Annotated in this window: 21 protein-coding genes; 11 read left to right on the top strand and 10 right to left on the bottom strand. The window is 68.0% G+C overall.

Features of this window, described 5'->3' with window-relative positions:
- The first annotated feature begins 2 nt into the window (after positions 1 to 2).
- The 7 genes from KIH78_RS03180 to pafA all read left to right on the top strand — a co-directional run bounded on the left by KIH78_RS03180 (position 3) and on the right by pafA (position 6,897).
- Positions 3 to 314 carry a PTS fructose transporter subunit IIB gene (locus KIH78_RS03180; RefSeq protein WP_214311339.1) on the top strand — a complete coding sequence of 104 codons (312 nt, stop codon included), beginning with the start codon at positions 3 to 5 and terminating at the stop codon, positions 312 to 314.
- A 103-nt stretch (positions 315 to 417) separates the two neighbouring features.
- Positions 418 to 1,536, top strand: coding sequence for a PTS fructose transporter subunit IIC (locus KIH78_RS03175; protein ID WP_214311337.1), 1,119 nt, complete (start codon positions 418 to 420; stop codon positions 1,534 to 1,536).
- 82 nt (positions 1,537 to 1,618) lie between these two features.
- Entirely contained in the window at positions 1,619 to 2,335 is a 717-nt protein-coding gene (gene alsE, locus KIH78_RS03170; RefSeq protein ID WP_219131191.1) for a D-allulose 6-phosphate 3-epimerase, read from the top strand.
- 125 nt (positions 2,336 to 2,460) lie between these two features.
- Positions 2,461 to 4,125 carry a depupylase/deamidase Dop gene (gene dop / locus KIH78_RS03165; RefSeq protein WP_219131190.1) on the top strand — a complete coding sequence of 555 codons (1,665 nt, stop codon included), beginning with the start codon at positions 2,461 to 2,463 and terminating at the stop codon, positions 4,123 to 4,125.
- A gap of 113 nt (positions 4,126 to 4,238) precedes the next feature.
- Positions 4,239 to 5,087 carry an inositol monophosphatase family protein gene (locus KIH78_RS03160; RefSeq protein WP_219131189.1) on the top strand — a complete coding sequence of 283 codons (849 nt, stop codon included), beginning with the start codon at positions 4,239 to 4,241 and terminating at the stop codon, positions 5,085 to 5,087.
- 101 nt (positions 5,088 to 5,188) lie between these two features.
- Positions 5,189 to 5,404 (top strand): ubiquitin-like protein Pup, encoded by a 216-nt coding sequence (locus KIH78_RS03155; protein WP_219131188.1) that lies wholly within the window; start codon positions 5,189 to 5,191, stop codon positions 5,402 to 5,404.
- Positions 5,404 to 6,897 (top strand): Pup--protein ligase, encoded by a 1,494-nt coding sequence (pafA, locus tag KIH78_RS03150; protein ID WP_219131187.1) that lies wholly within the window; start codon positions 5,404 to 5,406, stop codon positions 6,895 to 6,897. The genes KIH78_RS03155 and pafA overlap by 1 nt, the downstream gene beginning before the upstream one ends.
- An 82-nt stretch (positions 6,898 to 6,979) precedes the next feature.
- Here pafA and KIH78_RS03145 read toward each other — a convergent pair whose 3' ends face one another.
- The 3 genes from KIH78_RS03145 to purB all read right to left on the bottom strand — a co-directional run bounded on the left by KIH78_RS03145 (position 6,980) and on the right by purB (position 11,557).
- Positions 6,980 to 7,264 carry an HU family DNA-binding protein gene (locus tag KIH78_RS03145; RefSeq protein ID WP_214311296.1) on the bottom strand — a complete coding sequence of 95 codons (285 nt, stop codon included), beginning with the start codon at positions 7,262 to 7,264 and terminating at the stop codon, positions 6,980 to 6,982.
- 271 nt (positions 7,265 to 7,535) lie between these two features.
- On the bottom strand, positions 7,536 to 10,013 hold the full coding sequence (locus KIH78_RS03140; RefSeq protein WP_420830105.1) for a lysylphosphatidylglycerol synthase transmembrane domain-containing protein: 2,478 nt from the start codon (positions 10,011 to 10,013) through the stop codon (positions 7,536 to 7,538).
- 107 nt (positions 10,014 to 10,120) lie between these two features.
- Complete coding sequence (purB, locus tag KIH78_RS03135; RefSeq protein ID WP_214311292.1) at positions 10,121 to 11,557, bottom strand: adenylosuccinate lyase; 1,437 nt, start codon at positions 11,555 to 11,557, stop codon at positions 10,121 to 10,123.
- 204 nt (positions 11,558 to 11,761) lie between these two features.
- On the opposite strand from purB, the gene KIH78_RS03130 reads away from it, so the two are divergent.
- Positions 11,762 to 12,430, top strand: a complete 669-nt coding sequence (locus KIH78_RS03130; RefSeq protein WP_219131183.1) for an ECF transporter S component — start codon at positions 11,762 to 11,764, stop codon at positions 12,428 to 12,430.
- A gap of 82 nt (positions 12,431 to 12,512) precedes the next feature.
- Here KIH78_RS03130 and KIH78_RS03125 read toward each other — a convergent pair whose 3' ends face one another.
- Together KIH78_RS03125 and KIH78_RS03120 are read right to left on the bottom strand one after the other, a co-directional pair.
- A complete protein-coding gene (locus KIH78_RS03125) occupies positions 12,513 to 12,725 on the bottom strand; it encodes a hypothetical protein (RefSeq protein WP_214311289.1) in 213 nt (70 codons plus the stop codon).
- A 167-nt stretch (positions 12,726 to 12,892) separates the two neighbouring features.
- Positions 12,893 to 13,624, bottom strand: a complete 732-nt coding sequence (locus KIH78_RS03120) for a gamma-glutamyl-gamma-aminobutyrate hydrolase family protein (protein ID WP_219131182.1) — start codon at positions 13,622 to 13,624, stop codon at positions 12,893 to 12,895.
- Positions 13,625 to 13,721: 97 nt separating this feature from the next.
- Here KIH78_RS03120 and KIH78_RS03115 point away from each other — a divergent pair, with 97 nt between their 5' ends.
- From KIH78_RS03115 to KIH78_RS03105, 3 genes are all read left to right on the top strand, one after another.
- Positions 13,722 to 15,071, top strand: coding sequence for a tetratricopeptide repeat protein (locus KIH78_RS03115; RefSeq protein ID WP_219131181.1), 1,350 nt, complete (start codon positions 13,722 to 13,724; stop codon positions 15,069 to 15,071).
- A 92-nt stretch (positions 15,072 to 15,163) separates the two neighbouring features.
- Positions 15,164 to 16,054: an aldo/keto reductase gene (locus KIH78_RS03110; RefSeq protein ID WP_219131180.1), complete on the top strand. Its 891-nt coding sequence runs from the start codon at positions 15,164 to 15,166 to the stop codon at positions 16,052 to 16,054.
- A 168-nt stretch (positions 16,055 to 16,222) separates the two neighbouring features.
- Positions 16,223 to 18,100 carry an oleate hydratase gene (locus KIH78_RS03105; RefSeq protein ID WP_219131179.1) on the top strand — a complete coding sequence of 626 codons (1,878 nt, stop codon included), beginning with the start codon at positions 16,223 to 16,225 and terminating at the stop codon, positions 18,098 to 18,100.
- Positions 18,101 to 18,202: 102 nt separating this feature from the next.
- On the opposite strand, the gene KIH78_RS03100 is transcribed toward KIH78_RS03105, so the two are convergent.
- The 5 genes from KIH78_RS03100 to KIH78_RS03080 all read right to left on the bottom strand — a co-directional run bounded on the left by KIH78_RS03100 (position 18,203) and on the right by KIH78_RS03080 (position 25,390).
- Positions 18,203 to 19,252, bottom strand: coding sequence for a bile acid:sodium symporter family protein (locus KIH78_RS03100; protein ID WP_214311274.1), 1,050 nt, complete (start codon positions 19,250 to 19,252; stop codon positions 18,203 to 18,205).
- A gap of 133 nt (positions 19,253 to 19,385) precedes the next feature.
- On the bottom strand, positions 19,386 to 22,640 hold the full coding sequence (gene lacZ, locus KIH78_RS03095; RefSeq protein ID WP_219131178.1) for a beta-galactosidase, LacZ type: 3,255 nt from the start codon (positions 22,638 to 22,640) through the stop codon (positions 19,386 to 19,388).
- A gap of 135 nt (positions 22,641 to 22,775) precedes the next feature.
- Positions 22,776 to 23,543 carry an ABC transporter ATP-binding protein gene (locus KIH78_RS03090; protein WP_219131176.1) on the bottom strand — a complete coding sequence of 256 codons (768 nt, stop codon included), beginning with the start codon at positions 23,541 to 23,543 and terminating at the stop codon, positions 22,776 to 22,778.
- An 8-nt stretch (positions 23,544 to 23,551) separates the two neighbouring features.
- A complete protein-coding gene (locus KIH78_RS03085) occupies positions 23,552 to 24,568 on the bottom strand; it encodes an ABC transporter substrate-binding protein (protein WP_219131175.1) in 1,017 nt (338 codons plus the stop codon).
- 72 nt (positions 24,569 to 24,640) lie between these two features.
- Positions 24,641 to 25,390, bottom strand: coding sequence for an ABC transporter permease (locus KIH78_RS03080; RefSeq protein WP_338024108.1), 750 nt, complete (start codon positions 25,388 to 25,390; stop codon positions 24,641 to 24,643).
- Positions 25,391 to 25,857 lie beyond the last annotated feature (467 nt).

Here is a 25,857-nt window from a genome sequence, read left to right as displayed (position 1 = left end):
TCATGAAGATCGTCGGAGTCAGCGCCTGCACCGTCGGCATCGCCCACACCTACATGGCCCAGCAGAAGCTCGAGGACGCCGCCAAGGCCGCGGGCGACGAGGTCAAGATCGAGACCCAGGGCACCATCGGCATCGAGAACGAGCTGACCGCCCAGGACATCGCCGACGCGGACATCGTCATCCTCGCCGTCGACATCAAGATCGCCAACGAGGACCGTTTCGCCGGCAAGAAGGTCGTCAAGGTCTCCACTGAGACCGCCATCAAGGCCCCGAACAAGCTCGTCGCCAAGCTGCACGAGATCGCCGGCAAGTGACACAGCCGTGAGGCCCCGCCCACAAGGCGCGGCCTCCACCCCATAACCGAATAGAACACAGAACAGAAGAGAACAAGAAACAACCACAAGGAAGGAAGTTGCAATGAAGAACTTCTGGAAGGCGGCCAACTTCAAGGGCCATCTGCTCACCGCAATCTCGTACATGATCCCGATCGTGTGCGGCGCCGGCTTCGTCATCGCCATCGGCATGGCGTTCGGCGGCAAGAGCCAGGACGCGCTCGTGTCCGGCCAGTTCGACTTCTTCCAGGCGCTCGCCACCCTCGGCGGCAAGGCCCTGGGCATGCTGCCGGTCATCATCGCCACCGGCATCGCCTTCTCGATCGCCGGCAAGCCCGGCATCGCCCCCGGCTTCGTGGTCGGCCTCGCGGCCAACTCCATCTCCGCCGGCTTCATCGGCGGCATCATCGGCGGCTACATCGCCGGTTGGCTCGCCGTCGCCGTCATCAAGTTCGTCAAGGTCCCGGCCTGGGCCAAGGGCCTCATGCCGACCCTGATCGTGCCGTTCCTCGCCTCCCTCGCCGCCGGCCTGATCATGGTCTACATCATCGGCACCCCGGTGGCCTGGTTCACCGAGTGGCTGACCAACCTGCTGCAGTCCATGTCCGGCGCGTCCAACCTGATCTTCGGCGCCGTGCTCGGCACCCTGTCCATCGTCGACTTCGGCGGCCCGATCAACAAGACCGCGTTCGCGTTCGCCCTGACCCTCCAGGCCGAAGGCCTCAACGGCGCCGTCACCGCCCTGCAGCTGACCAACACCGCCACCCCGATCGGCTTCGGCTTCGCGTTCCTCGTCGCCAAGCTGCTGCGCAAGAACATCTACACCCGTGAAGAGGTCGAGACCCTCAAGTCCTCCGTCCCGATGGGCGTCGTCAACATCGTCGAGGGCACCATCCCGATCGTCATGAACGACCTCGTCCGCGGCATCGTGGCGGCCGGCCTCGGCGGCTGCGTGGAAGGCGCCATCCTCATGTCCCTCGCCCACGGCGAAGGCGCGACCGTCCCGTTCGGCGGCTTCCTCATGCTGCCGACCATGGGCGCCAACTGGTGGGTCGGCCTCCTGGCCATCGCCGCCAACGTGTTCGTCACCGGCGTGGTCTACGCGCTCATCAAGAAGGACATCCCGGCCGACCAGCTCGACGCGGTGAATACCTCCTCCGCCGAGGAAGAGGAACTCGACCTCGACGACATCAAGGTCATGTGACCCGTCCGTCCGCGACGACACGACAGGCCACGCAACAACAACCAACAAGGAACATTGCAACATTAAGGAGCATCAGCTACCAATGACCCGCAAGATTCAGCTCTCCCCGTCCCTGATGACGATGGACCTCGACCAGTTCAAGGAGCAGATCACGTTCCTGAACGACAAGGTCAACTCCTTCCACATCGACGTGATGGACGGCCACTTCGTGCCGAACATCACCCTGTCCCCGTGGTTCGTGGAGCAGGTGCGCAAGATCTCCGACGTGCCGATGAGCGCGCACATGATGGTGATGGACGCCCCGTTCTGGGTCGACCGCCTCATCGAGGTCAAGTGCGACTACATCTGCTTCCCGTCCGAGGTGGCCAACGGCGTGGCCTTCTCCATGATCGACAAGATCCACGCCGCGGGCCTCAAGGCCGGCGCCGTGCTCAACCCGGAGACCTCCATCGAGACCATCAAGCCGTACATCGACCTGCTGGACAAGATCACCATCATGACCATCGACCCCGGCTTCGCCGGCCAGCGCTTCCTCGAGTCGACGCTCGACAAGATCGTCGAACTGCGCAAGCTGCGCGAGGAGAAGGGCTACGGCTACGAGATCGAGATGGACGGCTCCACCAACAAGGCCCACTGGAAGATGATCTCCGACGCCGACCCGGACGTCTACGTCATCGGCCGCTCCGGCCTGTTCGGCCTGACCGACGACATCGAAGCCTCCTGGAACCAGATGGTCTCCGAGTACGAGGAGTGCACCGGCTTCGCGTTCGACAACGGCCTGTACACCACCGCCAAGTGAGTCCCGCCGGCCCCTCGGGGCCGCGTGACCCACGCCCCCAGGCCATCGGCCTGATCCATTCCTGACGGACATGCGCCCGGCACCGCCCACAAGGCGGGCCGGGCGCACGTCTATCATGGGACCACATGAGCGTCAGACGAGTGATGGGAACGGAAACCGAATACGCGGTCTCGCAGCCGGGCGTGGCCTACGGCCAGCCGGTCAGGCTGAGCTTCGACGTGGTGGGCGCCGCCGCCACGGACGACACGCGTCACATCCGCTGGGACTACCGGCAGGAGGACCCGGTCAACGACGCGCGCGGCACGCGCCTCGACCGCGCCGCCGCCCGGCCCGACATGCTCACCGACGCGCCGCAGCTCAACATCACCAACGTGATCGCGCCCAACGGCGGACGCATCTACGTGGACCACGCGCACCCCGAATACTCCGCGCCGGAGACCACCGACCCGTTCGAGGCCGTCGCCTACGACCACGCCGGCGACCGGCTCATGCTCGCCGCCGCCCGCGCCGCGAGCGCCACGCCCGAGATCGCCGCGACCGGACATCCGATCGTGCTGCACCGCAACAACGTGGACGGCAAGGGCGCCAGCTGGGGCACGCACGAGAACTATCTGATGGACCGGGCCGTCCCGTTCGCGGACGTCGCCGCCCTCATGACCCTCCACTTCGTCTCCCGCCAGATCTGGGCCGGCTCCGGCAGGGTCGGCATCGGCGAGAAGAGCGAGACCCCCGGATACCAGCTCAGCCAGCGCGCCGACTACATCCACGCGAAGATCGGCCTGCAGACCACGTTCGACCGGCCCATCATCAACACGCGCGACGAGCCGCACGCCACCGGCGACAAACGCCGCCTGCACGTCATCGTCGGCGACGCCAACCGCATGGACGTGCCGCAGGCGCTCAAGCTCGGCGTCACCTCCATGCTGCTGTGGGCGCTCGAACACGCGGATGCCGCCGGCTACGACCTCCCCACGCTGCTCGACCGGCTCCGGCTCGCCGACCCGGTGGAGGCCGTCCACACCGTCTCCCACGACCTGACCCTGTCCGCGCCGCTCAAGCTCGGCAACGGCGGCGAGACCACCGCCTGGCTCATGCAGGTCGAACTGCGCCGCGCCGTCTACGAGGTCGCGGCAGCCACGCTCGGCACCGACACCACAGGCGAGCCCGCGTGGGAGGACCGTCAGACCCGCAACATCATGGCCATGTGGGGACAGGCGCTCGCCGACGTCGCCGCCATCCGCCACGCCGACGACGACGCGCGCCTCACGATGCGCGCCGAGGCGGGACGCGTCGAATGGCTCCTCAAATGGCAGCTCCTCGAGAAGCTGCGCCGCAAGACCGGCGCCGCATGGGACGACTCGCGCCTCGCCGCGGTCGACCTGAGCTGGGCGGCGCTCGAGCCGACGAAGTCGGTCTTCGCCAAACTCGCGGCCGCCGGACAGGCCGAACGCCTCGTCGACGACGCGACGCTCGCCCGCGCCGCCGACGAGGCCCCCGCGACGACGCGCGCCTGGCTGCGCGCCGCCCTCGTACGCACGTATCCGGCCGACGTCGTCGCCGCAAGCTGGTCGCACGTCACCGTCCGCACGCCGCGCGCGGCGGGGGAGGACGCGTTCGCCGACACGTACGGCAACACGTCCGCCGCCGAGGCGACGAGCGTGCGTCCCGGCGACCTCGTCAGCCTCGACATGTCCGATCCGCTCGCCTTCCGCAAGGAGGACGTCGAGGGCGCGTTCGCGCACGCGACGTGCGCGGCCGACGTCGTCGGCGCGATTGCGCGCGCACGCTGACCGTCCGCACCGTCCGTCGGACGCCGGCGGACGGCCGGCCAAGTGCGTCGCAGCGGCAGTCGCAGCCGCCGCTCATTGCGCGGATACACCCACAGCGGATAAAATCGGCAGTTATGGCACAACAAGAGAATCTGCGCGACCTCGCGATGAAGGTCGCCGACATCGTCCAGGCCGCCGGCAGGCACGCGCTGCAGGACCAGATGGCCCCGCACAACATGCTTATCTCCCGCGAGAACCCCACCGAGCAGTTCAACGTGGAGGTGGACGGCCGTCTCCTGCGCTACATCTCCGGACGTCTCGCCGACATGGAGCACTTCGACGGCTTCTGGCAGACCCGTCCCGCGCAGTCCCGCCCCGGGCAGCGCTACTGGTGCGTCGGCAAGATCGACGGCGCCATCAACTACGTGCGCAACATGAGCGAATGGACGGTCACCGTCTCCCTGTTCGAATTCAACGAGGAGGGCTCCGCGCAGCCGATCCTCGGCGTCGTGCATGCCCCGGCGCTCGGCGAGACCTACCTGGCCGCCCGCGGGGCCGGAGCGCTGCGCATCCGCAGCACCCCGGTCGGCGAGAAGCGCGAGAAGGTCGTCCCGTCGATGACCTCCACGCTTGACGGCGCCGTCGTGAGCTTCGGCATGTCGTACGTGCCGAGCGAGGCGGAACGCGCGCTCAAGACCGTCGCCGCGTTCGCCGAGGCCCGTCCGGCCGACATCAAGCGCGTCGGCCCCGCGTCGCTCGACCTGTGCAAGGTGGCCGACGGCACGTACGACGCGTACTTCGAGCCGACGCTGCACGAGTGGGACGTCCCCGCGATCTCCGCCGGCGCGGTGGTCGTCTGGGAGGCGCAGGGCACCCTGCGCCGCTGGAACGGCAACGCCATCCACTGGCGTCAGAACAACGACGTCCTGTGCACCAACGGCATGATCGACCGCGAACTCAAGCCCTACCTCGTGCAGGAGTGAGCCTCGCGCGGGCGCAAGGCCGCATGACGGGCCCCGGGATGAGGATCCCGGGGCCCTCGCGTATCGTAGGAAGGCAAACGCAGACCAAGGGAGGACCCATCATGCCGCAGCAGTTCGAACAGCCGCAACAGCAGCCGCAGGCCGAAACGCAGGCCGAAACGCAGGACGCGTCGCTCGGAGCCGCACAGACCGGCGCCGACGTCGCATCGGACGTCGAATTCGGCGCGCTCGACGCGGTGCTCGACGACATCGAATCCACGTTGGAGACCAACGCGGAGGAGTACGTGAACAGCTTCGTGCAGAAGGGCGGCGAGTGATGCCGCAGCTGCGCGACAGCGGCACACGGGCCATCCACGAGAAGGCCGGGGTGCCGGCCGCGGAGCTCGACGGCTTCCAGCGCATCTTCGGCGTCGAGACCGAATACGGCGTGGCCGTCACCGGCGCGGACCATCCCATCGACGCCGGACAGGTGGCGATGACGATGTTCCAGCCGGTCGTCTCCCGCTCCCGGTCCACCAACACGTACCTCGACAACGGCTCGCGCCTCTATCTGGACGTCGGCTCCCACCCGGAATACGCCACGGCCGAGGCGCGCGACCCGATGGACGCCCTCGCCGCCGACGCCGCGGGGGAGCGGATCATGGCGTCCCTCGCCGCGCAGGCGCAGGAACGGCTGCGCGGCGTTCACGGCGCGGGCGCCACGATCCACGTGTTCAAGAACAACGTGGATTCCGCCGGACACGCGTTCGGATGCCATGAGAACTACCTCGTGCGCCGGTTCGTGCCGTTGGAGACCATCGAACGCCAGCTGCTGCCGTTCCTCATCACCCGCCAGCTGTACACGGGCGCGGGCCGGTTCGCCGCGGACGGCTTCCAGATCACCCAGCGCGCCGACTTCCTCGACGAGGCCGTCTCCTCGGCCACCACGCGCTCGCGGCCGATGGTGAACACGCGCGACGAGCCGCACGCCGATCCGGACGCGTTCCGCCGCCTGCACGTCATCATCGGCGATTCCAACCGGTCGCAGTGGGCCACGTGGATGAAGCTCGCCGTGACGCATCTTGTGCTGTGCGTCATCGAGGACTCGGTGCGCCGCGGCGTGCCGAGCGGGTTCGAAGGGCTCGGATTCGCCGATCCGGCCGCCGCGAACCGTGCGGTGAGCCGTTGGCTCGACGGGGGAGCGGCGTCCGGAAACACGGAGTTCGGTTCGACGGTGTCCGCAAGTGCGGTGTCCGGAAGCGCGGGTGACGTCGACCCGCTGGCCATGCAGGAACGTTACTACGCGGTGGTCGCGTCGTTCGTGCGCGACCGTCACGACGCGGTCGACGCGTCGCTGCCGGTGACGTCGGTCGACGACGTGCTCGCCCAATGGCGGTGGGCGTTGGACGCGTTGCACGACCGTGATTTCGCCGCGTTGTCGCACCGCGTCGATTGGGCGGCCAAGTACCGTCTGGCCCAGGCGATGCGCCGCCGCCGTCCGGACGTGCCGCCCGTGCAGCTGGAACGGCTGGAACTCGACTACCATGACGTGGCCAACGGACGCCTGTACGGTTCGCTCGTCGCCCACGGCGGGCTCGACGAGCGTCTCGCCGCCGACGCCGTGGCCGCCGCGCGCCACACGCCGCCGCACGACACGCGCGCGGCCCTGCGCGGCGCGTTCGTGCGGCGCGCTTTGGACGCCGGCGCGCGGTTCTCCTGCGATTGGACCACGATGACGGTCACCTCGCCGGTGCGCCATGAGGTCACGCTGCTTGACCCGTTCCGCGCCGCGCCGACGGAGGACTACGAGGCGTTGATGGCCGCGATGTGAGGGATGGTCCTCCGCTTTCCGATACGAAACAGCCCCGACCGGGTATCCGGTCGGGGCTGTTCCATGCCGTGACGGGGAAGGATCACTTGTTGGTGACGGCCTTCTTCAGCAGGGAGCCGGCGGAGATGCGCACGCCGTAGGTGGCGGGGATCTCGATGGTCTCGCCGGTGCGCGGGTTGCGGCCGGTGCGGGCGGCGCGCTTGACGCGCTCGGCGGAGAACAGGCCGGTGAGCTTCAGGCCTTCGCCGGACTGCAGGGCCTCGACGAACACATCCTGGAAGGCGTTGACGGCGGCCTCAGCCTGAGCCTTGGTCAGGTTGGACTTCTGAGCGATCTTCGAGACGAGATCAGACTTGTTGTATGCCATGAAAGCATCCTTCTTTGTCCGGGGACCGACGGCTAGGCTTGCCGGTCCGTTATTGGTCATCACCGATAATAGCGCATCGTCTTGGCAAAACCGGCGTTTTATAAGGGTTTTCGCGCTTTTTCCCGGCGTCTGGCCGGATTCTTGGCCAAAGTGTGGGGGTATTGCGATGGTTTTGTGAAGATTGGCGTCCGATATGGCCGGAAACCGTTGCGGCGCAACGGTTTCCGGATGTTGGTCACGTTGCCGGTCACGCTGTTGGTCACGTTGCCGGTCACACGAGGTTGCGCTTGTCCAGCCACTTCATGGCCAGCGCGCCCAGCGGGATGCGCAGCCAGTAGTAGAGCGCGCGGTAGAGCAGCGTGGCGGACAGGGCCACGCCGGCGGGCACGCCTGCGGCGCCGAACGAGAACGTCAGCGCGGCCTCCACGCCGCCCAGGCCGCCCGGCGTGGGCACGGCCGAGCCGATGGCGTTGGCCACGAGGAAGATGAACAGCGTCTCGAACGGATTGGTCATCTGGCCGAACGCCAGCAGCGCGGCCCAGAACTCCAGGCCCGTCGCCACGTTGAGCACCAGCATGCCCAGCACGCTGAACGCGAGCTGGCGCGGGTTGGTGAGCACGTCGACGAGCTGGCGCGCGTACGCCTTCACCCAGGGCAGCAGGCGGGTCACCGCATAGTGGCGCACCGGCGGGATCATCATGGCCAGCGCCAGCACCATGAGCACGATGCCGACGATGATGATGAGCGTGTTCGTCGGCACCATCGAGCTCAGGGCGTCCGATCCGGTGAACAGGCCGATCAGCACCAGCATGACCACGGTGCCGCCGTAGTAGACCGCCATGACGGCGCTCATGATCGCTGTGGCCGTGGTGTTCCGGTATCCGCTTTTGCGCAGGAACTGCAGGTTCACGAACGCCGGGCCCACGCCCGCCGGCATGGACACCATGGCGAAGCCCTGCGCCACCTGCGACATGAAGATGCCCATGGGCCTGCGCTTGTCCCGCTCGATGAACGCGCCCAACTCGAGCGAGGAGCCGAGCAGCGCCACCACTTCGAACACCAGGCAGACGATCGCCATCACCGGGTTGGCGTTGCGCACCGCGGCGATCACCTCGTCCGGCTTGAGCTGGGTGAAGACCACCACCACGGCCACCATGAGCAGCACCATGCCGAGGAAGGAACGCAGGGAGAAGCGGGAGAGCTTCACCGGCGCCAGCGATTCGTTCGTCTCCTCGGGGGCGAGGGCGCGCAGACGGCCGCGCACGTCGTCCACCACATGCTTGTCCCAGCCGTCCAGGGCGCGCGTGTCGGACGGGATGGCGGCCTTCTGCACGAACGGCGTGAGCGCGATCATCGTGTCGTCGCCCCACACGTCGCGGCCCGCGGCCACGGCCCGTTCGGGGCCGATGAGCACGGCGAGCAGGACAAGCAGCTGCACATGGTCGAGTGCCACGTTGGGGGCGGCGCTCGCGTCGTCGCCGTTGTGCCATCCGGCGATGATCGGCGTGCCCGATTCGAGGCGCGCCAGCGTGTCCGGGGTGATGCGCCGGTGCGTGTACCCGCGCCGGTTCGCCACCGACAGGAACCGCATGAGCGCCTTGGCATCCGTGTCCGTCAACGTGTTGAGATTGCACTCGTGCATGATGTCGCTGCCCTGCAGCACGAGGATTGACGTCTCGCCCGTGTCCGCTACGCCCCACACGCGCGGCGTGGGCAGACCGCTGTTCTTCAGCCCCAGGATCATGGCCATATGGTGCTGGGTGGCCTCGCGCGGGGAGCGGTCGCGGCGCATGGACACGCCGGTGAACCGGATCCACTGCCACAGCTGGCGCATGTATCCGGCCGTATGCACCTGGCTGTCCAACGCGGAGACGACGAACCTGCGGCCCTGACGGTCCACGGCGTCGTACAGGCGGGACCCCTCCACCAGGTCGTCGTCGAGCGAGGCGCGGAACGCGCCGTGGACCGGCTCGAGATCGAACCGTCTGGTCAGCGAGGTGACGTGCAGGCCCACGCCGGCCAGTGCCTGGGCGAGCTCCTCGCCCCATGCGCCCTGGTTCTTCGTGCCGATGGCGAACCGCAGGAGCATGCCGACGAGACGTCCCGCGGCGAACGAGACGAGCACGCCCGCCACCGAGTTCACGGACAGCAGGATGAGGATGGCCGCCACCACGTACAGGACGTTCCAACCCCATTTCACGGTGGAACGCGTGCGGCGGGGGCCGGCCACGGTGAGTAGCGCGCCGGCGCCCGCATAGAAGTCCGGCAGGAGGCGCGCGCCGAACGTGGAGCTCGGCGAACTCAGCGCGGAGATCAGCGTGATGTTGTCGAACGCCGATATCGCCAGCGAAAGGCCCCAGACGGCGGCGAGCCCCGCGAACATGGCGAGGATCGACAGCACCGACAGCAGCCATTCTCGGCTGGCCAGCAGCTGCGCGATGACTATGAGCACGATGGCCACGATGGCGAGCTGCTGCAGCATGGTGGTGGGCAGGTCCACCATCCAGTTGAGCGCCTGCCCGGCGCTGTGGGCGTCGGATTCGACGCCCATCATGAAGCCGCTGAGATAGGTGGCGGAGAGCATGGCCACGGCGGCGAGCAACACCGCGCCGGCGGCGTGGATGAGGTCGCCGAAATCGTGGATGCGCCGCGGCGGCACGTCGTCGATGTGCGGGGCGTCGCCCGTGGTCTTGCCCGGGGCGGCGTCCGGAATGTCCTGGAAACGCGTTTCCGGCGACGCGGGGGTCATCCCGTCGTCGCCGGAAACGGTCGCATGCGTATGTTCGGTCATGAAGAGCCTTTGTGACGCATTGTCATCGAGGGGCCGCGGCGCGGCCCCTCCGTTGCGCGTATGGGTCAGCGGTCGAAGTCCACGAGCTTCGAGGCGACGCCCGTGTAGGTGGCGGGCGTGAGGGCCTTGAGACGCGCGGCGGTCTCGGGGTCGAAGGACTGCTGATCGATGAACGCCTCGACCTGGGCCTGGCTGATCTCGTGGCCGCGCATGAGCTCCTTGACCTTCTCGTACGGCTTGTCCATACCGGGCAGGCCCTTGAGCTCGCAGGCGCGCATCGCGGTCTGGATCGGCTCGCCGAGCACCTCCCAGTTGGTGTCGAGCTCGTGGGCGATGGCGTGCTCGTTCGGGTGGATGGACTTCAGGCCGCCCATGAGGTTGTGCAGGGCGAGCAGCGAGTAGCCGAGCGCGGAGCCGATGTTGCGCTGCGTGGTCGAATCGGTCAGGTCGCGCTGCCAGCGGGATTCCACCAGCGTGGCGGACAGGGTGTCGAGCAGCGAGCAGCTGAGCTCGAAGTTGGCTTCGGCGTTCTCGAAGCGGATCGGGTTGACCTTGTGCGGCATCGTGGAGGAGCCGGTCGCGCCCTTGACGGGGACCTGCGCGAACACGCCGCGGGAGATGTACATCCACACGTCCACACACAGGTTGTGCATGATGCGGTTCGCGTGGGAGACGGTCGAGTACAGCTCGGCCTGCCAGTCATGGGATTCGATCTGCGTGGTCAGCGGGTTCCAGGTCAGGCCCATGCGGTTGGTGACGAACTCACGGGAGACGGCGATCCAGTCGACGTCCGGGCAGGCGGCGAGGTGGGCGCCGAACGTGCCGGTCGCGCCGTTGATCTTGCCGAGGTACTCCTGGGCCGTGAGGTGCTTCAGCTGACGGTTGAGACGGTAGACGTAGACGGCGAGCTCCTTGCCGAGCGTGGTCGGCGTGGCCGGCTGGCCGTGGGTGAGGGAGAGGAGCGGCATGTCGCGGAACTCGTCGGCCTTGGCGGCAAGGTGGTCGACGATCTCCTCGAACGCCGGGGTCCACACGCGCTCCATCGCGTTCTTCACGCAGCGGGCGATCGAAAGGTTGTTGATGTCCTCGGACGTGCAGGCGAAGTGGACGAGGGTCTTGAGGCGCTCGTTGATGTTCGTGAGCTCGGCCGGGGCCTTGTCGATCTGGTCGTCGATGTAGTACTCCACGGCCTTCACGTCGTGGTGGGTGACGGCCTCGTGCGCGGCGTGGGCCTTGATGCCCTCGGCGCCGAAGTCCTCGGGGATCGCGCGGAGGAACGCCTTCTCGTCCTCGGTGAACGGGTGGACGCCGTCGATGATCGGCTGGTCGCCGTTGCCTTCGAAGCCGTTGGCCAGGAGGATCATCCACTCGACCTCGACGCGCATGCGCTCGCGGTTGAGGGCCGGCTCGCTCAGGTACTCGACGAGCGGGGCGGTGGCGGAGTGGTAGCGGCCGTCGAGCGGCGTCAGTGCGATTGCGGGGGAGATATCGGTAAGCTTCATAGCTCTTTAGGGTACTTGCAGCCGTGAACCGGGGATGAAGGCGCGATTTGTGCCGTTCTGTGCGGTTTCGCTGTGCGGTGTTGTGCGTTTACATGCCTGTGTTCGATGCTCGTATACTGGCGTGCGGCGTTCCCGCCCGAGCCGCACAGGTCAAGGAGCGTCGTCGTTCGTATCACCGTGTGCGGCCTTTCGGCAGGGGGAACCATGTCCGCGAACACCATCCATACCATCCATCCGTCATCCGATTCCGGCGACGCCCATGCCGCCGACGCGCCCAACCTCAGGTGGCGTCCGCTCGACATCGCCGTCGCCGCGGCGCTCGGCGCGGCCTGTGGCGTCATCTTCTGGGGCTTCGACTTCGCGTACATGCCGATCTCCTCGGTGCTCGGCGCCGTCCTGCCGGGCCTCGCGTCCGTCACGCACGCGATGTGGTACTTCTCCGGCACGCTGGCCCTGCTCGTGCTGCGCAAGCCGGGTGCCGCGACGTACGTCAACGTCGTCGGCACGCTCGTCGAGACGGTGATCGGCAGCCAGTACGGCATCGGGTTCGTCATCGTCTCCGCACTGCTGCAGGGCCTGTTCGCCGAAATCCCGTTCGCGCTGACCCGCTACCGCCGCTTCACGCTGCCGGTCGCCGTCGCCTCCGGCCTGCTCGTCGCGCTCGAATACGGTCTCTACCTGCTGTTCTTCCGCTATCAGGGCGTGTCGATCGCGAGCCCGCGCGGCATCGTCCACATGATCTCCGAGCTGACCGGCGGCGCGCTGCTCAGCGGTGTGATGCCGTGGTTCCTCATGCTGGGCCTCGCGAAGACCGGCGTGCTCGACCGCCTCGCCTCCGGCCGCGCCCTGCTCGGGCGCCATCCGGCCGTCTGAGCGGATGAGTGTGAAGCGCGTGAGGGGGCGTCCGGCCGTGCGGCCGGACGCCCCCTCACGCGTCATGACGACGTACATGCCGTCAGATGCCGAACTCCTTCTCCGCCTCGGACTTGACCGAATCGCCTATCAGCTCGGCGGTGTCGGACTTGGCTTGTTCGATGCGGCCGAAGAACGCGTCGGCCTCCTCATAGGAGAGCGGGTGCCCCGCCTCCTCGGCGATCGCCATCACCTCGTCGATGGTCTGCGCCGCGGCCAGCTTGTCATCCAGTGTCTTCTCGTCAATGTCGGTCATGTCGACTCCTCGACTCGCGTCGCCCGCGCATCCGACCCGGCATCATCGACGGCCGGCCGTGCGACGGCGACTGAGGGAACCCCGCCCTCGGAATTCCTTGGCTGGTTTCCGTTCTAGTCGTTTTCCGGCGGGGTGGGTAGCCGTTTCCGACGGCGTGTCCCGCCGGGTCATTCGGATGCGGCAGTGCCGTCGGCGTACCGGCGGCACGCCTCGACGAACGCGCCGGCGAGACGCCGGCTCGGCTCCGCCTCTGGGGTCTGCTCCGGATGCCACTGCACCGCCATGAAGAAGGGACGGTCCGGACGGTACGCGGATTCGACGATGCCGTCCGGCGCGCTCGCCTGCACCACGACGCCCTCGCCCGGATGATGCACCGCCTGATGATGCACGCTGTTGACCTCGAGCCGGTCCGTGCCCATGATCGCGTTGATGGGCGTGCCTTCGGCGAGCGTCACCGCATGCGAGGGCTCGCTGAACGGCGTGCGCTGCCAGTGGTCGAGCGCCCCGGGGACGTCGTCCCTGATCTGCTGGTAGAGGTCGCCGCCCGCCAGCACGCACATCATCTGCAGTCCGCGGCACACGCCCAGATACGGCATGCCGCGCTGGTACGCGGCCTCGAGCATCGTCTTCTCGGCGTGGTCGCGCAGCGGCACCGGCTCGTCCATGCCGGGCAGGTGCTTCCCGCCGTACAGGTCCGGGTCGATGTCGTTGCCGCCGGGGATGAGCAGTCCGTCCGCCCGGTCCAGCATGCCCATGAGATACGCGTCGTCGTCCGAGGGGTCGACGCGCAGCACGTCGGCGCCGGCGAGCTCCAGCATCCGCGGGTAGCCGGGGTCGATGTCGAACGCCCCCGGAACGGTCTCCGAATACTGCATCATCAACGCCACGACCGGCTTCATCAGGCCTCCGCCCCTCTCCGTCCTCTGTTTCGCCCGCACCGCCATGGCGGCGGCCGGATGTACCATGAATGCCACGATTATATGAGCGGAGGCACCCATGGACGAGCGGACAGGCAACACGGCATCCCCCGAAACCCTCAAGGAGGACGCCGGCACGAGCGGCGGCGCGTCCCCGTTCCCCGGCGCCGACGCGCTGCTGCGCGAACTCGCAAGCTCCGATTTCCCCGTCTCCGAGGACGTCGTTGAACGGCTGCGCGGCGTCTACGCGCACCTCGCGTCCATCTCGCCGGATGACCCCGCGTTCGAACGCTACCTGCGCGAGAACGTCGTCTCCGCCGGACTGTTCGACAAGGCCGACGCCATCGACCTGAGCGATTCCGTGCTCGACGTGAGCGTCCGCCACAAAGGCGACGTGGCGCTGCTGCCCGCCTACTTCATCGCCTTCGAATGGTTCCACCGCCGCGAGTTCGACACCGACGCCCGCCTGATGTACTGGCGGCGCTTCGTGCCGATGATGGCCGTGTGCCTCGGCGGCTTCTCCCTCTACCAGTACTCGCTGTCCATGTTCCACCGCTACGCGGGCGACACGGCCAAGGGCGAGGAGGCGGCGCGCCGCGCGCTCGACATCGCCCCCGCGCACATCGGCTTCCTCAACTCGTACACCGAGCAGATTGTGGGCCGCGTGGAGAACGAGCTCATCTCCTCCGGCAGGCAGCGCCCCGAGGACGACGACGAGGCGGCCCTTGAACGCCTGCTCGAACGCTTCGACGCGCTCACCGACGACCAGTGGCACCCCATCTTCCACGTGAGCCGCGGACGCATCCTCGCATGCCTCGCCCGGTACGACGAGTCGCTCGCCGAATACGACCGCGCCGTCGACCTCGAGAACTCGCGGTACAACGACGAATGCGACGATTCGACCGACCCGCGCGAGACCGCCCTGCGCAACAGCACGTATGTGACCGAGATGAACGAGATCTTCGACGCGCGCAACACCTGCAACGTCCTGTCGAACATGCGCTCGCTGTCCGCCGTCATCGACGGCGCGCAGGAGTCGCAGGAGGAACGCGCCCGCATGCTGGACGACAAGATGGACGAGCTTGGCCGGCGCTTCGACAACGAACGCATCGACATGCTCGAGTTCATCGGCTTCTTCGCCGGCATCATCTCCTTCGTCATCGCCTCCATCCAGTTGGGCGACGGCCTGACGTTCCCCACGCGCGCCCTCATGGTGCTCGTCGTCATGGGCTCGCTCCTCGTGGCGTTCGGCGCGTTCTCCGCGCTGCTCGAAAGCGGCAGGGCCGTCCCGCCCGCGGACCGCGCCGGGGAGGCTGCGGGGAAGGGCCGCGGGCATCCGTTCGGCATCCGGGCCGGACTGGTCACGGTCATCGTCGTCGGTCTGGTGGTGATCGCCGTGGCCATGCTGCTGTACCTCGTCATCCGATGACCGCCGTCACGGCGCGGCTGCGCCGACGCGACTAGCATGGGTGGCGGAAGCGCGGCCCGCATCGGACCGCGCGCATGAACAGGGGGCATGTCATGACCGAGACGCAACAGACCGTCGAATCGCCGTCCGTCACGCTGGGCGACGCGAACCATACCGAGATCCCGCAGATCGGGTTCGGCACGTTCCAGATCCCGCCCGAAGACACGCAGCGCGCTGTCGAGGAGGCGCTGGAGATCGGCTACCGCCACATCGACACGGCCGCCGCATACTACAACGAGGAACAGGTGGGCGACGCGCTCGCCGCCACCGGCATGGCCGGCAAGGTGTGGGTCACCACCAAGCTGCGCAACTGCGACCAGGGATACGACGCCGCGCTGGCCGCGTTCGAGGAGTCCCGCCGCAAGCTCAAGGTGGACGTGGTGGACATGTACCTCATCCACTGGCCGTTCACCGCCGCCGGCTTCACCCGCGAGACGTGGCGCGCGCTGCTGCGGCTTCGCGACGAGGGCGCCGTGCGGGTGCCCGGCGTGAGCAACTTCCTGCCCGCCCACCTGCGCTCCATCATCGACGACTCCGGCGAGACGCCCGCCGTGGACCAGGTCGAGGCGCACCCGCGGTTCAACCAGCCCGGCCTGCGCGCCTTCTGCGCGCGCCACGGCGTCACCGTGGAGGCGTACAGCCCGCTGGGACACGGCGCCGACATCGCCTCCGCGCCCGTCACGGCCGCCGCCGAGGCGCACGGCGTGACGCCTGCGCAGGTGGTGCTGCGCTGGCACACGCAGGAGGGACGCATCGTCATCCCGAAGTCGAAGCACGCCGCGCGCATGCGGGAGAACCTCGCCAGCGCCGGCTTCGACCTGACGCCGGCCGAACTCTCCGCCATCGACGCGCTCGACGACCCGCACGCCAACGTGAGCGCGGACCCGGAGACGTTCACGCATTCGCAGTCCTGGGCCGACCAGCACGTGCGCGGCAACATCTGACGCACGTCCCGCCATCGTCGAAGGCCGTCCTCCCCACCGCGGGAGGGCGGCCTTCTGGATATCCGACGAAACACGGCGTACTGTCTATGGCGAGAGGGAAGCGAATGCGACAGGATGTCCATCAAGCATGTTGACGCAATGTCAACATCGTCCCCAAGGAGGCGGAACATGTACTATTCCAACGGCAACTACGAGGCGTTCGCCCGTCCGAAGAAGCCGGAAGGCGTCGACGGCAAGTCGGCCTACATTATCGGCACCGGACTCGCGGCCTTGTCCGCCGCATGCTACCTCGTACGCGACGCGCAGATGCCCGGCGAGAACATCCACATCCTCGAGAAGGACTCCGTGCCCGGCGGCGCCTGCGACGGCGCCGAGATCCCCGGCCTCGGCTACGTGATGCGCGGCGGGCGCGAGATGGACAACCACTTCGAGGTCATGTGGGACCTGTTCCGCTCCATCCCCTCCATCGAGACCGAGGGCGTCTCCGTGCTCGACGAATACTACTGGCTCAACAAGGAGGACCCGAACTACTCGCTGTGCCGCGCCACCAAGGACCATGGGAAGGACGCCGGCACCAACGGCAAGTTCGGCCTCTCCGACAAGGCCTCGCAGGAGATCATGAAGCTCTTCTTCACCCCGGACGAGGAGCTCTACGACAAGCCCATCACCGACTTCTTCGACGACGAGGTGCTGGACTCCAACTTCTGGATGTACTGGCGCACGATGTTCGCCTTCGAGAACTGGCATTCCGCGCTGGAGATGAAGCTCTACATCAAGCGCTACATCCACCATATCGGCGGGCTCCCGGACTTCAGCGCGCTGCGTTTCACCCGCTACAACCAGTACGAGTCGATGATCCTGCCGATGGTCAGGTACCTGGAGGCGCACGGCGTCAAGTTCCATTACGACACCAAGGTCGAGAACGTCGAGTTCGCGATCGGCGGCGGCGACGGGCCCAGGCGCGAACGCACCGGCGTGGGGCAGGACACGATCCTCAAGATCCAGGCGACCTCCGGCGTGTTCAAGCGCAACCCGTACTCGACGCAGACCAAGAAGCTCGCCGTGCGCATCGACATCGACCACGAGGGCGAGAAGTCGTCCATCGACCTGACCGAGCACGACTACGTGTTCATCACCAACGGCGGCTGCGTCGAGAACTCCACGATGGGCTCCCAGCACGCGCCCGCCCCGTGGAACCCGGACCTGAAGCCCGGCGGCGGCTGGGACATGTGGCGGCGCATCGCCGCCCAGGACCCGAGCTTCGGCCACCCGGACACGTTCTGCTCCGATCCGAACGCCACCAAGTGGATGAGCGCCACCGTGACCACTCTGGACAAGGAGATCCCGCCGTACATCCAGCGCATCTGCAAGCGCGACCCGTTCAGCGGCAAGGTCGTCACCGGCGGCATCGTCACCGTCACCGACTCCAGCTGGCTGATGAGCTGGACCCTCAACCGCCAACAGCAGTTCCGCGACCAGCCCAAGGACCAGCTGTGCGTGTGGGTCTACGGCCTGTTCCCGGACAAGCCCGGCGACTACGTGAAGAAGCCGATGACCGAATGCACCGGCGAGGAGATCTGCCAGGAGTGGCTCTACCACATGGGCGTGCCGGCGGACAAGATCGAGGCGCTGGCGAAGAACCACGCCAACACCGTGCCGGTCATGATGCCGTACATCACCGCGTTCTTCATGCCGCGCGCCGCCGGCGACCGCCCGGACGTGGTGCCGGACGGCGCCGTGAACTTCGCGTTCCTCGGCCAGTTCGCCGAAACCCCGCGCGACACGATCTTCACCACCGAGTACTCGATGCGCACCGGCATGGAGGCCGTCTACACGCTCCTCGACGTGGACCGCGGAGTGCCCGAGGTGTGGGGCAGCGTCTACGATGTGCGCAACCTCCTCAACGCGACCGTCAAGCTGCGCGACGGCAAGCCGGTCACGGACATGAAGCTCAACTTCGTGGAGAAGGCTGTGCTGGGCAAGGTGCTGAAGAAGCTCGACGGCACCGACATCGCCACGCTGCTGCGCGAGTACCACGTGATCTGACGGTTGCCGTCTGATACGACGAGGCCCGTTGTGATGTCATCGACATCACAACGGGCCTCGTTCGCGTCAGCGCGGAATTATCGCGGAAGGCGACGGACCGGATCAGGCCACGGCCTTCGCGGCGACGGCCACCGGAGCGGCGGCAGCGGCCTTGGCCGAGCCCTTCTCGCCGTTCTCGGAGTCGTGCGCGATGGCGTGGCGGTCATCGTGGTTGCGCCACCAGCTGGACAGGATGGAGCCGGAGATGTTGTGCCACACGCTGAAGAACGTGGACGGCACGGCGGCCAGCGGGTTCGAGGCGAAGGAGGTCAGGGCGAGGGTCGCGCCCAGCGCGGAGTCCTGCATGCCCACCTCGAAGGTGATGGCCTTCTGCTGCGCGTACTTGAAGCCCTTCGGGTAGATGCGGTACATGAGCTTGGAGAAGCCGAAGCCCAGACCGTAGCCGCACAGGTTGTGCAGCATGACCACCGGGATGGCGAGCAGCGAGGCCGGGGCGAACAGCTTCGGGCCGTTGGCGGCGACCACCACGCCGATGATGAGCAGGATGGCCACCTGGGAGACGATCGGCAGCGCCACGGTGACCTTCTCGATCTTCTTGCCGAAGATCATGTGGCAGGCCACGCCGAGGGCGATCGGGAAGAGCACCACCTTGACGGCGTTGAGGAACAGGGACTCGGCCGGCACGGTCACGTACTGGGAGGCGAGCAGCTGCATGAGCAGCGGGATCATGAACGGCGCGCACAGCGTGGACAGGATGCCGATGGACACGTCGAGCGCCACGTCGCCGCGGGACAGGTAGCTCATCACGTTGGACGAAGTGCCGGACGGGCAGCAGCCCACGAGGATCACGCCCACGGCCAGCGGGCCGGACAGGTGGAAGATCGCGCACAGGGCCACGGCGATGAGCGGCATGATCACGAAGTGCGCCACCGTGCCGACGATCACCATCAGCGGCTGCGTGAGGATGCGCTTGAAGTCGTCAAGCGACAGGGTCAGGCCCATGCCGAACAGCACGATGCCCAGCAGGTAGCCGGTGTAGCTCTTGCCCCACAGCGAGGTCTGGGGCACGAAGTAGTTGAACACGGCCCACACGATCACGATCAGCGTGAACCATTTGGTCAGCCAGTCGGCGAATTTCTTCACATTATCCATCACGATCACCGATTCCTCTCTTGTTCTCTCGTTGATCTACCGGGCAACGATACGAGGGAATCGGCGAGGGAAACGAAAAGGGTCACATGGCGGACATGTGACCCTTTTCGTGGATGCTCCGATGGGACGTGCGTCAGAGGAGCGAGAGCGTCACGTCGAGCGTGAGCGGCTCGTCGGCCTTGAGCTGGTACGGCTCATGCACGGGCGCGCCCCACGAGTCGTCGCCGCCGACGCCCATCTGCCCGGCGAGCAGACGCAGGAACGTGTGCCGCACCGGCGGCAGCTCGTTCATGTGCGTGGCGTCCTCCAGCATGAGCGAGGAGTAGGGCAGCAGGCTCGCCGCGAACGGCGCGGCCGGCTTGCCGTCGGCGTCGAGGCCCGCGCGGTCGCCCGCGGCGACGCGCATGCCGTGGCCGTGCGCGTCGAGCGCCTCGGCCCAGCGCACGCCCTCATGGTTGCCGGTCTCCTGCGGCACCAGATAGGGGGCGACGTCCTGCCCGGCCGTGCGTTCGAACACGCCCAGCCTGCCGCCGTGCAGGCGGTCCCGGTACGTCTCCTCGGGGCCCAGGCCGTAGAAGCGCAGACGGTCGTAGCGCTTCGGCAGCATCCATTCGAGGCCGAACGCCGGCAGCGACGGCGCGTCCTCGACGCCCGGGTACGAGACGGTCAGATGCACGCTTGCGTCGGCCGCGTCCACGTCGTACGCGACGATCACCGGCGTATGGTCCGGGTCGGCCAGCGCGTACGTGTACGTGGCCTTGACGCCGGCCTCGGACGGTTCGAACCCGTAGCCGACGCAGCGCGCGTAGCGTCCGGCGGCGAACCAGCGGGCGCGGTCGAAACCGGAGCCGTTGCCGCGGTCGTTGTCCGTCAGCGGGCGGAAGGTGGTCAGCATCGGACGGCGGAGCACCATCTCGCGGCCGTCGCGCGTGAACGAGACCAGACCGCCCTGCGCGCGGGAGAGCAGCACCTCGGTCGAACCGGCGCGCACGCCCACGTTGGAGCGGCCCATCGTCACCACGCCGTCGCGACGCGCGGCGGACGCGCCGGACGCGCCGGACACGCCGGGCACGGGCACGGGCACGACCTGCGCATGCTGGCCGAACGCGAGCTCGAAGCCGGCAGGCGCCCACGCGGTCGCCTCGGCGAGCCGCTGGCTCACCTCGAAGACGACCTCCGCGTGCCCGGCGCCCGCGCCGGCGAGCGCGGCGACCGCCTTGGACGCGTCCGGGAACGGCACCGGGAATTCGGCGCTTCCGCCGGCGGGCACGTCGAAGCGCAGGTCGGCGCTCCAGTACTCCGTGCCGTCCACCAGCATGCGCGCCGTGAACGTGAAGCCGGCGGTGGAGACGAATAGGTTGCCGTTGGCGATGCGCACGCCGTGCGCGTCCGGCGTGATCCGGACCGGCGCGTACAGGCGCTTCACCTCCTGCAGCTTCGGCGAGGGGGAGTGGTCGGCGAACACCAGGCCGTTGCCGGAGAACTCGTAGTCGCTCGGACGGTCGTCCCAGTCGCCGCCGTACGTGAGCCGCTCGGAGCCGTCCTCCAGCCGCTGCACCAGCGCCTGGTCGATGAAGTCCCAGATGAACCCGCCCTGGTACTTCGGGTAGCGTTCCAGTGCGGTGTACAGGTGCATGCCGCCCACCGAATTGCCCATCGCATGCATGTATTCGCAGGAGATGTACGGCTTCGGCGGGTCCGCGGCCACGTACTCCTCGATCTCAGCGGGCTTCGCGTACATGCGCGACTCCACGTCGCTCACGTCGTCGAACTCGCGCTGGTGGAACACGCCCTCGTAGTGCACCGGACGCGTGGGGTCCTCGCGGCGCGCGTGCGCGGCCATCGCGCGGAACACCTCGCCGGCGTACGATTCGTTGCCGAGCGACCACAGCAGCACGCTCGCATGGTTGCGGTCGCGTCCGATCATCGAGGCGATGCGGTCCACGCACGCGCCCTCCCATTCCGGACGGCTGCCGGGGACCGCCGTGTCCGGCGTCTCCACGTCGCCGGGACGGTCCGGTCCCGGCTTCGACCACGTGCCGTGCGTCTCCAGGTTCGTCTCGTCGATGAGGTAGATGCCGTATTCGTCGCACAGCTCGTACCAGCGGGACTGGTTCGGGTAGTGGGAGGTGCGCACCGCGTTGATGTTGTTGCGCTTGCAGGTGACGATGTCCTCGAGCATCTCCCGCTCGCCGACGGCGCGTCCCAGACGCGCGTCGAACTCGTGGCGGTCGGCGCCGCGGAAGATGATGCGTTCGCCGTTGAGCCGCATGATGCCGTCCACGATCTCGAACCGGCGGAAGCCGACGCGCTGCGTGGCGGCCTCCAGCGTCGTGCCGTCGGCCGTACGCAGGGCGAGCGTCAGCGTGTACAGGTTCGGCTCCTCGGCGCTCCACGGGCGCACGCCCGTCAGCGGCGCGTCCGACGCGATGCGCACGTGCGCGGCGTCGCCGTCCGTGCCGTCGACGTTCCGCTCCTGCCGCCAGACGAGCGTGCCGTCCGCGTCGGTCAGGGTTGCGGCGATTGTGCCGGCGGAGGCGTCCGACGGCCACGCGACGGACGCGTCCACGTCGAGCGAGCCGGCGTGCGCGTCCGCGTCCCAATCGGCCGTGACGTGCGTGTCCACGACGTGCGCCGCCGGGACGGCCGCGAGCTCCACGCTGCGGAACAGGCCGTGCAGACGCCAGAAGTCCTGGTCCTCGAGCCACGTGGCGCTCGCGAACTCGTAGCAGACCACGACGAGCGTGTTGGCGCCCTCGCGCAGCTTGTCCGCCACGTCGAACTCGCTGGGCGTGTACGAATCCTCCGCGTAGCCGACGAACGCGCCGTTGAGCCACACGTAGATCGCGGTAGAGGCGCCGTGGAACGTGAGCGTCACGCGCCTCGCCTCGCGCAGCGCCGCGGCGACCTGCGCGCCGGCGGCGAAGACGCGGCGGTAGACGGCCACATGGCCGCCGCGTGGGATGTCCACGCGCGTCGCGCCGGCGTCGGCGGAGTCGTACGGGGTGAGCGGGCCCTCATGGCCGTCCCACGGGTACTGCACGTTGACGTACTGCGGCTTGAGCAGGCCTTGCGTCTCCAGCGTGGAGGGGACGGGGATCGCGGCGAATGCGTCGTCCGCGTCGTCGTCCGCCGGCGCGTCCTCCACGGAGGCGGCCACGGTCTGCTCCAGCAGGGTGGGGAAGCCGGTCTGAGGTTGTTCGACGACGGCGACCCGCCACGTGCCGTCGAGGCTCTGCACGAGGTCGGACGATTCGCCCGGCAGGGGATCATGGTCGAAGCAGCGGTGGTCCGAATGCGCCTGGTTGCGGTTGACCGCGAAGACCGTGGGGTCGGTGAGCCAGGCCGGGTCGGCGGCGGCCGCGTGGATGATGGTGGGGGTTGTCATGCGCACTTCCTTATGACGGTAACGACGTTGTCTGCTCCGCCATCATACAGGTCGCCGCCAACGTCTCGTCGCGTTCCGGGCGGATACGGCGAGGCGTTGGCGGCGTGCAGGTCTACCGGTTTACCGGTCCATCGGCTACCGCAGTGCGGCGCGCAGACGGTCCTCGAGGGCGACATGCCCGGCGGGACGGCCCTCGGCGTCCGTCTCCGAGCGGTCGATCGTGATGTCCTGCGCGATGACGCCTCCGGACATCACGAGCACCCGGTCGGACAGGCGCACCGCCTCGGCGATGTCGTGCGTGACCATGAGCACGCCCCAGCCGTGCTCCGCCTCGAGCGAGGCGAGCAGGTCCTGCATGTCGTAGCGGGTGAGCGAGTCGAGGGCGCCGAACGGCTCGTCGAGCAGCAGCAGCTCCGGGGTGCGCACCAGGGCGCGCGCGAGCGAGGCGCGCTGCGCCTGGCCGCCGGACAGGGAGGACGGCCACGAGTCCATGTGGTCGGCGAGCTGCACCTGCTCGAGCGCCTTTCGTGCGATCTCGCGCCGTTCGGCCTTCGATCCGGGCAGGCCCAGCGTCACGTTGTCCCAGAGCCTGATCCACGGCACGAGCCGCGAGTCCTGGAAGCCGATCGCCTGCGAGCCGGTGGCGCGCACGTCGCCGCCGGTCGGCTCCAGCAGACCGGCGACGATGCGCAGCAGCGTCGACTTGCCGCAGCCGGACCGGCCGATCAGCGAGACGAATTCGCCGGCGCGCAGCGTGAACGAGACGTCCGTGAGGACCGGCCGGCCGTCGAAGGCGAGCGCGGCGTGCGACGCGTCGATGAGCGGCGTATGGTCCGTGGGCGTCGTGCCGGTGGGCGTCGTCGTGGGAGCTGTCGTGGGAGCCGGCTTCGTGTCGTCCGTCATCGGCGCGCTCACTTCGTGCAGTCGAGCACGTAGTCGTCGAGGTTCGGCTTCGTCTTGATGAAGCCGAAATCGACGTACTGCTGCGCGATGTCGTCGAGCATCTTCCGTCCCTTGGCGTCGACGGGCAGAATCTCCGGCACGTCGAATTTGCGCACCTGCTTGACGATCGAATCGGACGCGCCGAACTTCTTGTACGCGTCGTAGATGAACTCCGGGTCCTTCTGCGCCTTGTCGGACTCCTTGACGAGCGCTTGGTAGAGCTTCTTGACGATCTCCGGGTGCGCGGTGGCGAACTTGCGGGAGACCATGTGCAGGGTCACGTTCTTCGAGTCGTAGTCCTTGCCGGTGGTGATGAGTTTCGCGCCCGGGGTGGCGATTGCGGAGGCGAGGTTCTGGTCGTACGTGGCCAGCGCGTCGATCTTGCCGGAGGAGAACGCGGCGGCGAAGTCGGTCTGGCTCAGCTCGACCTCCTCGACCTTCGCATAGTCGAGCCCGGCGTGCTCGAACGCGGCCTTGAGGATGTAGTCGCCGGTGGCGCCCTTCTTGTCGATGCCGACGCGCTTGCCGTACAGGTCCTTGAGGCTGGTCACGCCGGAGCCGGGGGCGGCGACGAGGCCCTGCGAGTCGCCGTCGTAGTACTCGATCGCGTACGCCACCCACGGTGCTTTCTGGTCGACGAGGTTGATGAAGTAGCCGGTGCCGGTGCTCGACGTGTCGGCCTTGCCGGCGAGGATCACCTTGTAGGCGTCGTCCGGTGGGTTGAACGGGCCGGAGAACTCGGCCTTGTACGGCTCCATCGTGGACTTGACGAAGCTTTCGTCCTTGATGGTCGTCAGGTAGTTCGCGGTCGACAGGTACGCGATGCGGATCGTGTCCGTGTCGGCCTTGCCGGAGCCCTGCGACGAGGCGCCGCAGGCGGCGAGCGAGACGACGGCCGCGGCGGCGCACACGGCGGTCAGGGCGCGGCGGACGGCGGCGCGCACGCCTGCGCGGCGTGCGGTGGGGTGGTTGTCGATGATGGTCATGATGGTCCTTCCTTTTCTTCTTCTTGTTTGCGGTTGTGCGGAGGCGGTTCCGCCGGACGTGCCGGACGTGCGTCAGGCCGCGCGGCGCCTCCATGGCGTCAGCGCCTTCTCCAGCGCGCCGACGAGCGCCTCGGAGCCGAGGCCGAGCAGCGCGTACAGCACGATGCACAGCACCATCTGGTCGGTGCGGGAGAACTGCTGGGCGCGCGAGAGGATGTAGCCGATGCCGACGGTGGAGTTCACCGTCTCGCAGGTGACGAGTGCGATCCACGCCACGGTGATCGCGAATCTGAGGCCCGTCATGAAGCTCGGCAGGGCGCCGCGGAACAGGATGCGGCGGAAGACGAGCGCGCGCGGCAGATGATAGGCGCGGGCCAGTTCGAGCAGCTTCGGGTCGAGGCCGCGGATGCCGTCGCGCAGGTTCACGTAGATGAGGCCGAACACGCCCACGGCGATGAGCGCCACCTTCATCGTTTCGTCGATGCCGAGCCAGATGATCAGCAGCGGCGAGAGCGCGGGGAACGGGATGGCGCGCAGCATGTGCACCGGCTTGTCGATGACGGCGAAGCCGAGCCTCGTCGCGCCGGTGAGCACCGCGGCCGGTACGGCCAGCGCGATGCCCAGCGCCAGTCCGAGGAGCACGCGCACCAGGCTCATGCCGATCGACGGCCACAGCAGCCCCTCGGCCGCGAGGTCGTTCCACGCGGCGGCGACCTCCGCCGGCGACGGCAACGGCCGCGTGTCCGCGGGGGAGAGGGTGGCGCAATACCACCATATGCAGAGGGCGGCCGTCGAGGCCCAGACGCCGCAACCCCTCAGCACGTGCGCCGCTCCGCCCGGGCGCCGGGTCCGCTGGCTCGCGAACCCCGCCTCGGCGGACGCCGTCCCCGGGATGGAAGCGGGTATGGCTTCGCCCCGGATGGTGTGCTGATGGATGGTCGGCGACCGATGGTCTGACGGACACACGGACGAATCGTGCATCTGACATTTCCTTCGTTAGTGCTAACTACATCAGGTTCGACGAGTATGATCTCAGCCCAGCCGACCCGCTTTCGCGTCACTTCCGCGCGGCGGTCCAGCATGTTTGAGGCGTTCGGCCCGGGCACCCCGTGTCGTCCACCATTGGAACTCACATGTTGGACAACGTCGCGCCGTCCGCCCGGACGCGCGCCGGAACGCCCTCGTCCCGCGGGACACGGTCCGTCCGCGGCAGCCGCGGACCGAAGGGTGGACGGCGGGTGTACGCTGGGTGTCCGACAGGTCGCCTTCCGTTCACATACAACGATTGT

The organism is Bifidobacterium saguinibicoloris, from assembly GCF_019331725.1.
Classification (GTDB): Bacteria; Actinomycetota; Actinomycetes; order Actinomycetales; family Bifidobacteriaceae; genus Bifidobacterium; species Bifidobacterium saguinibicoloris.
This window is presented reverse-complemented; position numbering and strand designations above follow the sequence as displayed.

What these genes read in the sequence shown, in the direction of transcription:
- KIH78_RS03180 (WP_214311339.1), top strand. Translation starts at nt 3, where the DNA reads ATGAAGATCGTCGGAGTCAGCGCCTGCACCGTCGGCATCGCCCACACC.
- KIH78_RS03175 (WP_214311337.1), top strand. Translation starts at nt 418, where the DNA reads ATGAAGAACTTCTGGAAGGCGGCCAACTTCAAGGGCCATCTGCTCACC.
- alsE (WP_219131191.1), top strand. Translation starts at nt 1,619, where the DNA reads ATGACCCGCAAGATTCAGCTCTCCCCGTCCCTGATGACGATGGACCTC.
- dop (WP_219131190.1), top strand. Translation starts at nt 2,461, where the DNA reads ATGAGCGTCAGACGAGTGATGGGAACGGAAACCGAATACGCGGTCTCG.
- KIH78_RS03160 (WP_219131189.1), top strand. Translation starts at nt 4,239, where the DNA reads ATGGCACAACAAGAGAATCTGCGCGACCTCGCGATGAAGGTCGCCGAC.
- KIH78_RS03155 (WP_219131188.1), top strand. Translation starts at nt 5,189, where the DNA reads ATGCCGCAGCAGTTCGAACAGCCGCAACAGCAGCCGCAGGCCGAAACG.
- pafA (WP_219131187.1), top strand. Translation starts at nt 5,404, where the DNA reads ATGCCGCAGCTGCGCGACAGCGGCACACGGGCCATCCACGAGAAGGCC.
- KIH78_RS03145 (WP_214311296.1), bottom strand. Translation starts at nt 7,264, where the DNA reads ATGGCATACAACAAGTCTGATCTCGTCTCGAAGATCGCTCAGAAGTCC.
- KIH78_RS03140 (WP_420830105.1), bottom strand. Translation starts at nt 10,013, where the DNA reads ATGACCCCCGCGTCGCCGGAAACGCGTTTCCAGGACATTCCGGACGCC.
- purB (WP_214311292.1), bottom strand. Translation starts at nt 11,557, where the DNA reads ATGAAGCTTACCGATATCTCCCCCGCAATCGCACTGACGCCGCTCGAC.
- KIH78_RS03130 (WP_219131183.1), top strand. Translation starts at nt 11,762, where the DNA reads ATGTCCGCGAACACCATCCATACCATCCATCCGTCATCCGATTCCGGC.
- KIH78_RS03125 (WP_214311289.1), bottom strand. Translation starts at nt 12,725, where the DNA reads ATGACCGACATTGACGAGAAGACACTGGATGACAAGCTGGCCGCGGCG.
- KIH78_RS03120 (WP_219131182.1), bottom strand. Translation starts at nt 13,624, where the DNA reads ATGAAGCCGGTCGTGGCGTTGATGATGCAGTATTCGGAGACCGTTCCG.
- KIH78_RS03115 (WP_219131181.1), top strand. Translation starts at nt 13,722, where the DNA reads ATGGACGAGCGGACAGGCAACACGGCATCCCCCGAAACCCTCAAGGAG.
- KIH78_RS03110 (WP_219131180.1), top strand. Translation starts at nt 15,164, where the DNA reads ATGACCGAGACGCAACAGACCGTCGAATCGCCGTCCGTCACGCTGGGC.
- KIH78_RS03105 (WP_219131179.1), top strand. Translation starts at nt 16,223, where the DNA reads ATGTACTATTCCAACGGCAACTACGAGGCGTTCGCCCGTCCGAAGAAG.
- KIH78_RS03100 (WP_214311274.1), bottom strand. Translation starts at nt 19,252, where the DNA reads ATGGATAATGTGAAGAAATTCGCCGACTGGCTGACCAAATGGTTCACG.
- lacZ (WP_219131178.1), bottom strand. Translation starts at nt 22,640, where the DNA reads ATGACAACCCCCACCATCATCCACGCGGCCGCCGCCGACCCGGCCTGG.
- KIH78_RS03090 (WP_219131176.1), bottom strand. Translation starts at nt 23,543, where the DNA reads ATGACGGACGACACGAAGCCGGCTCCCACGACAGCTCCCACGACGACG.
- KIH78_RS03085 (WP_219131175.1), bottom strand. Translation starts at nt 24,568, where the DNA reads ATGACCATCATCGACAACCACCCCACCGCACGCCGCGCAGGCGTGCGC.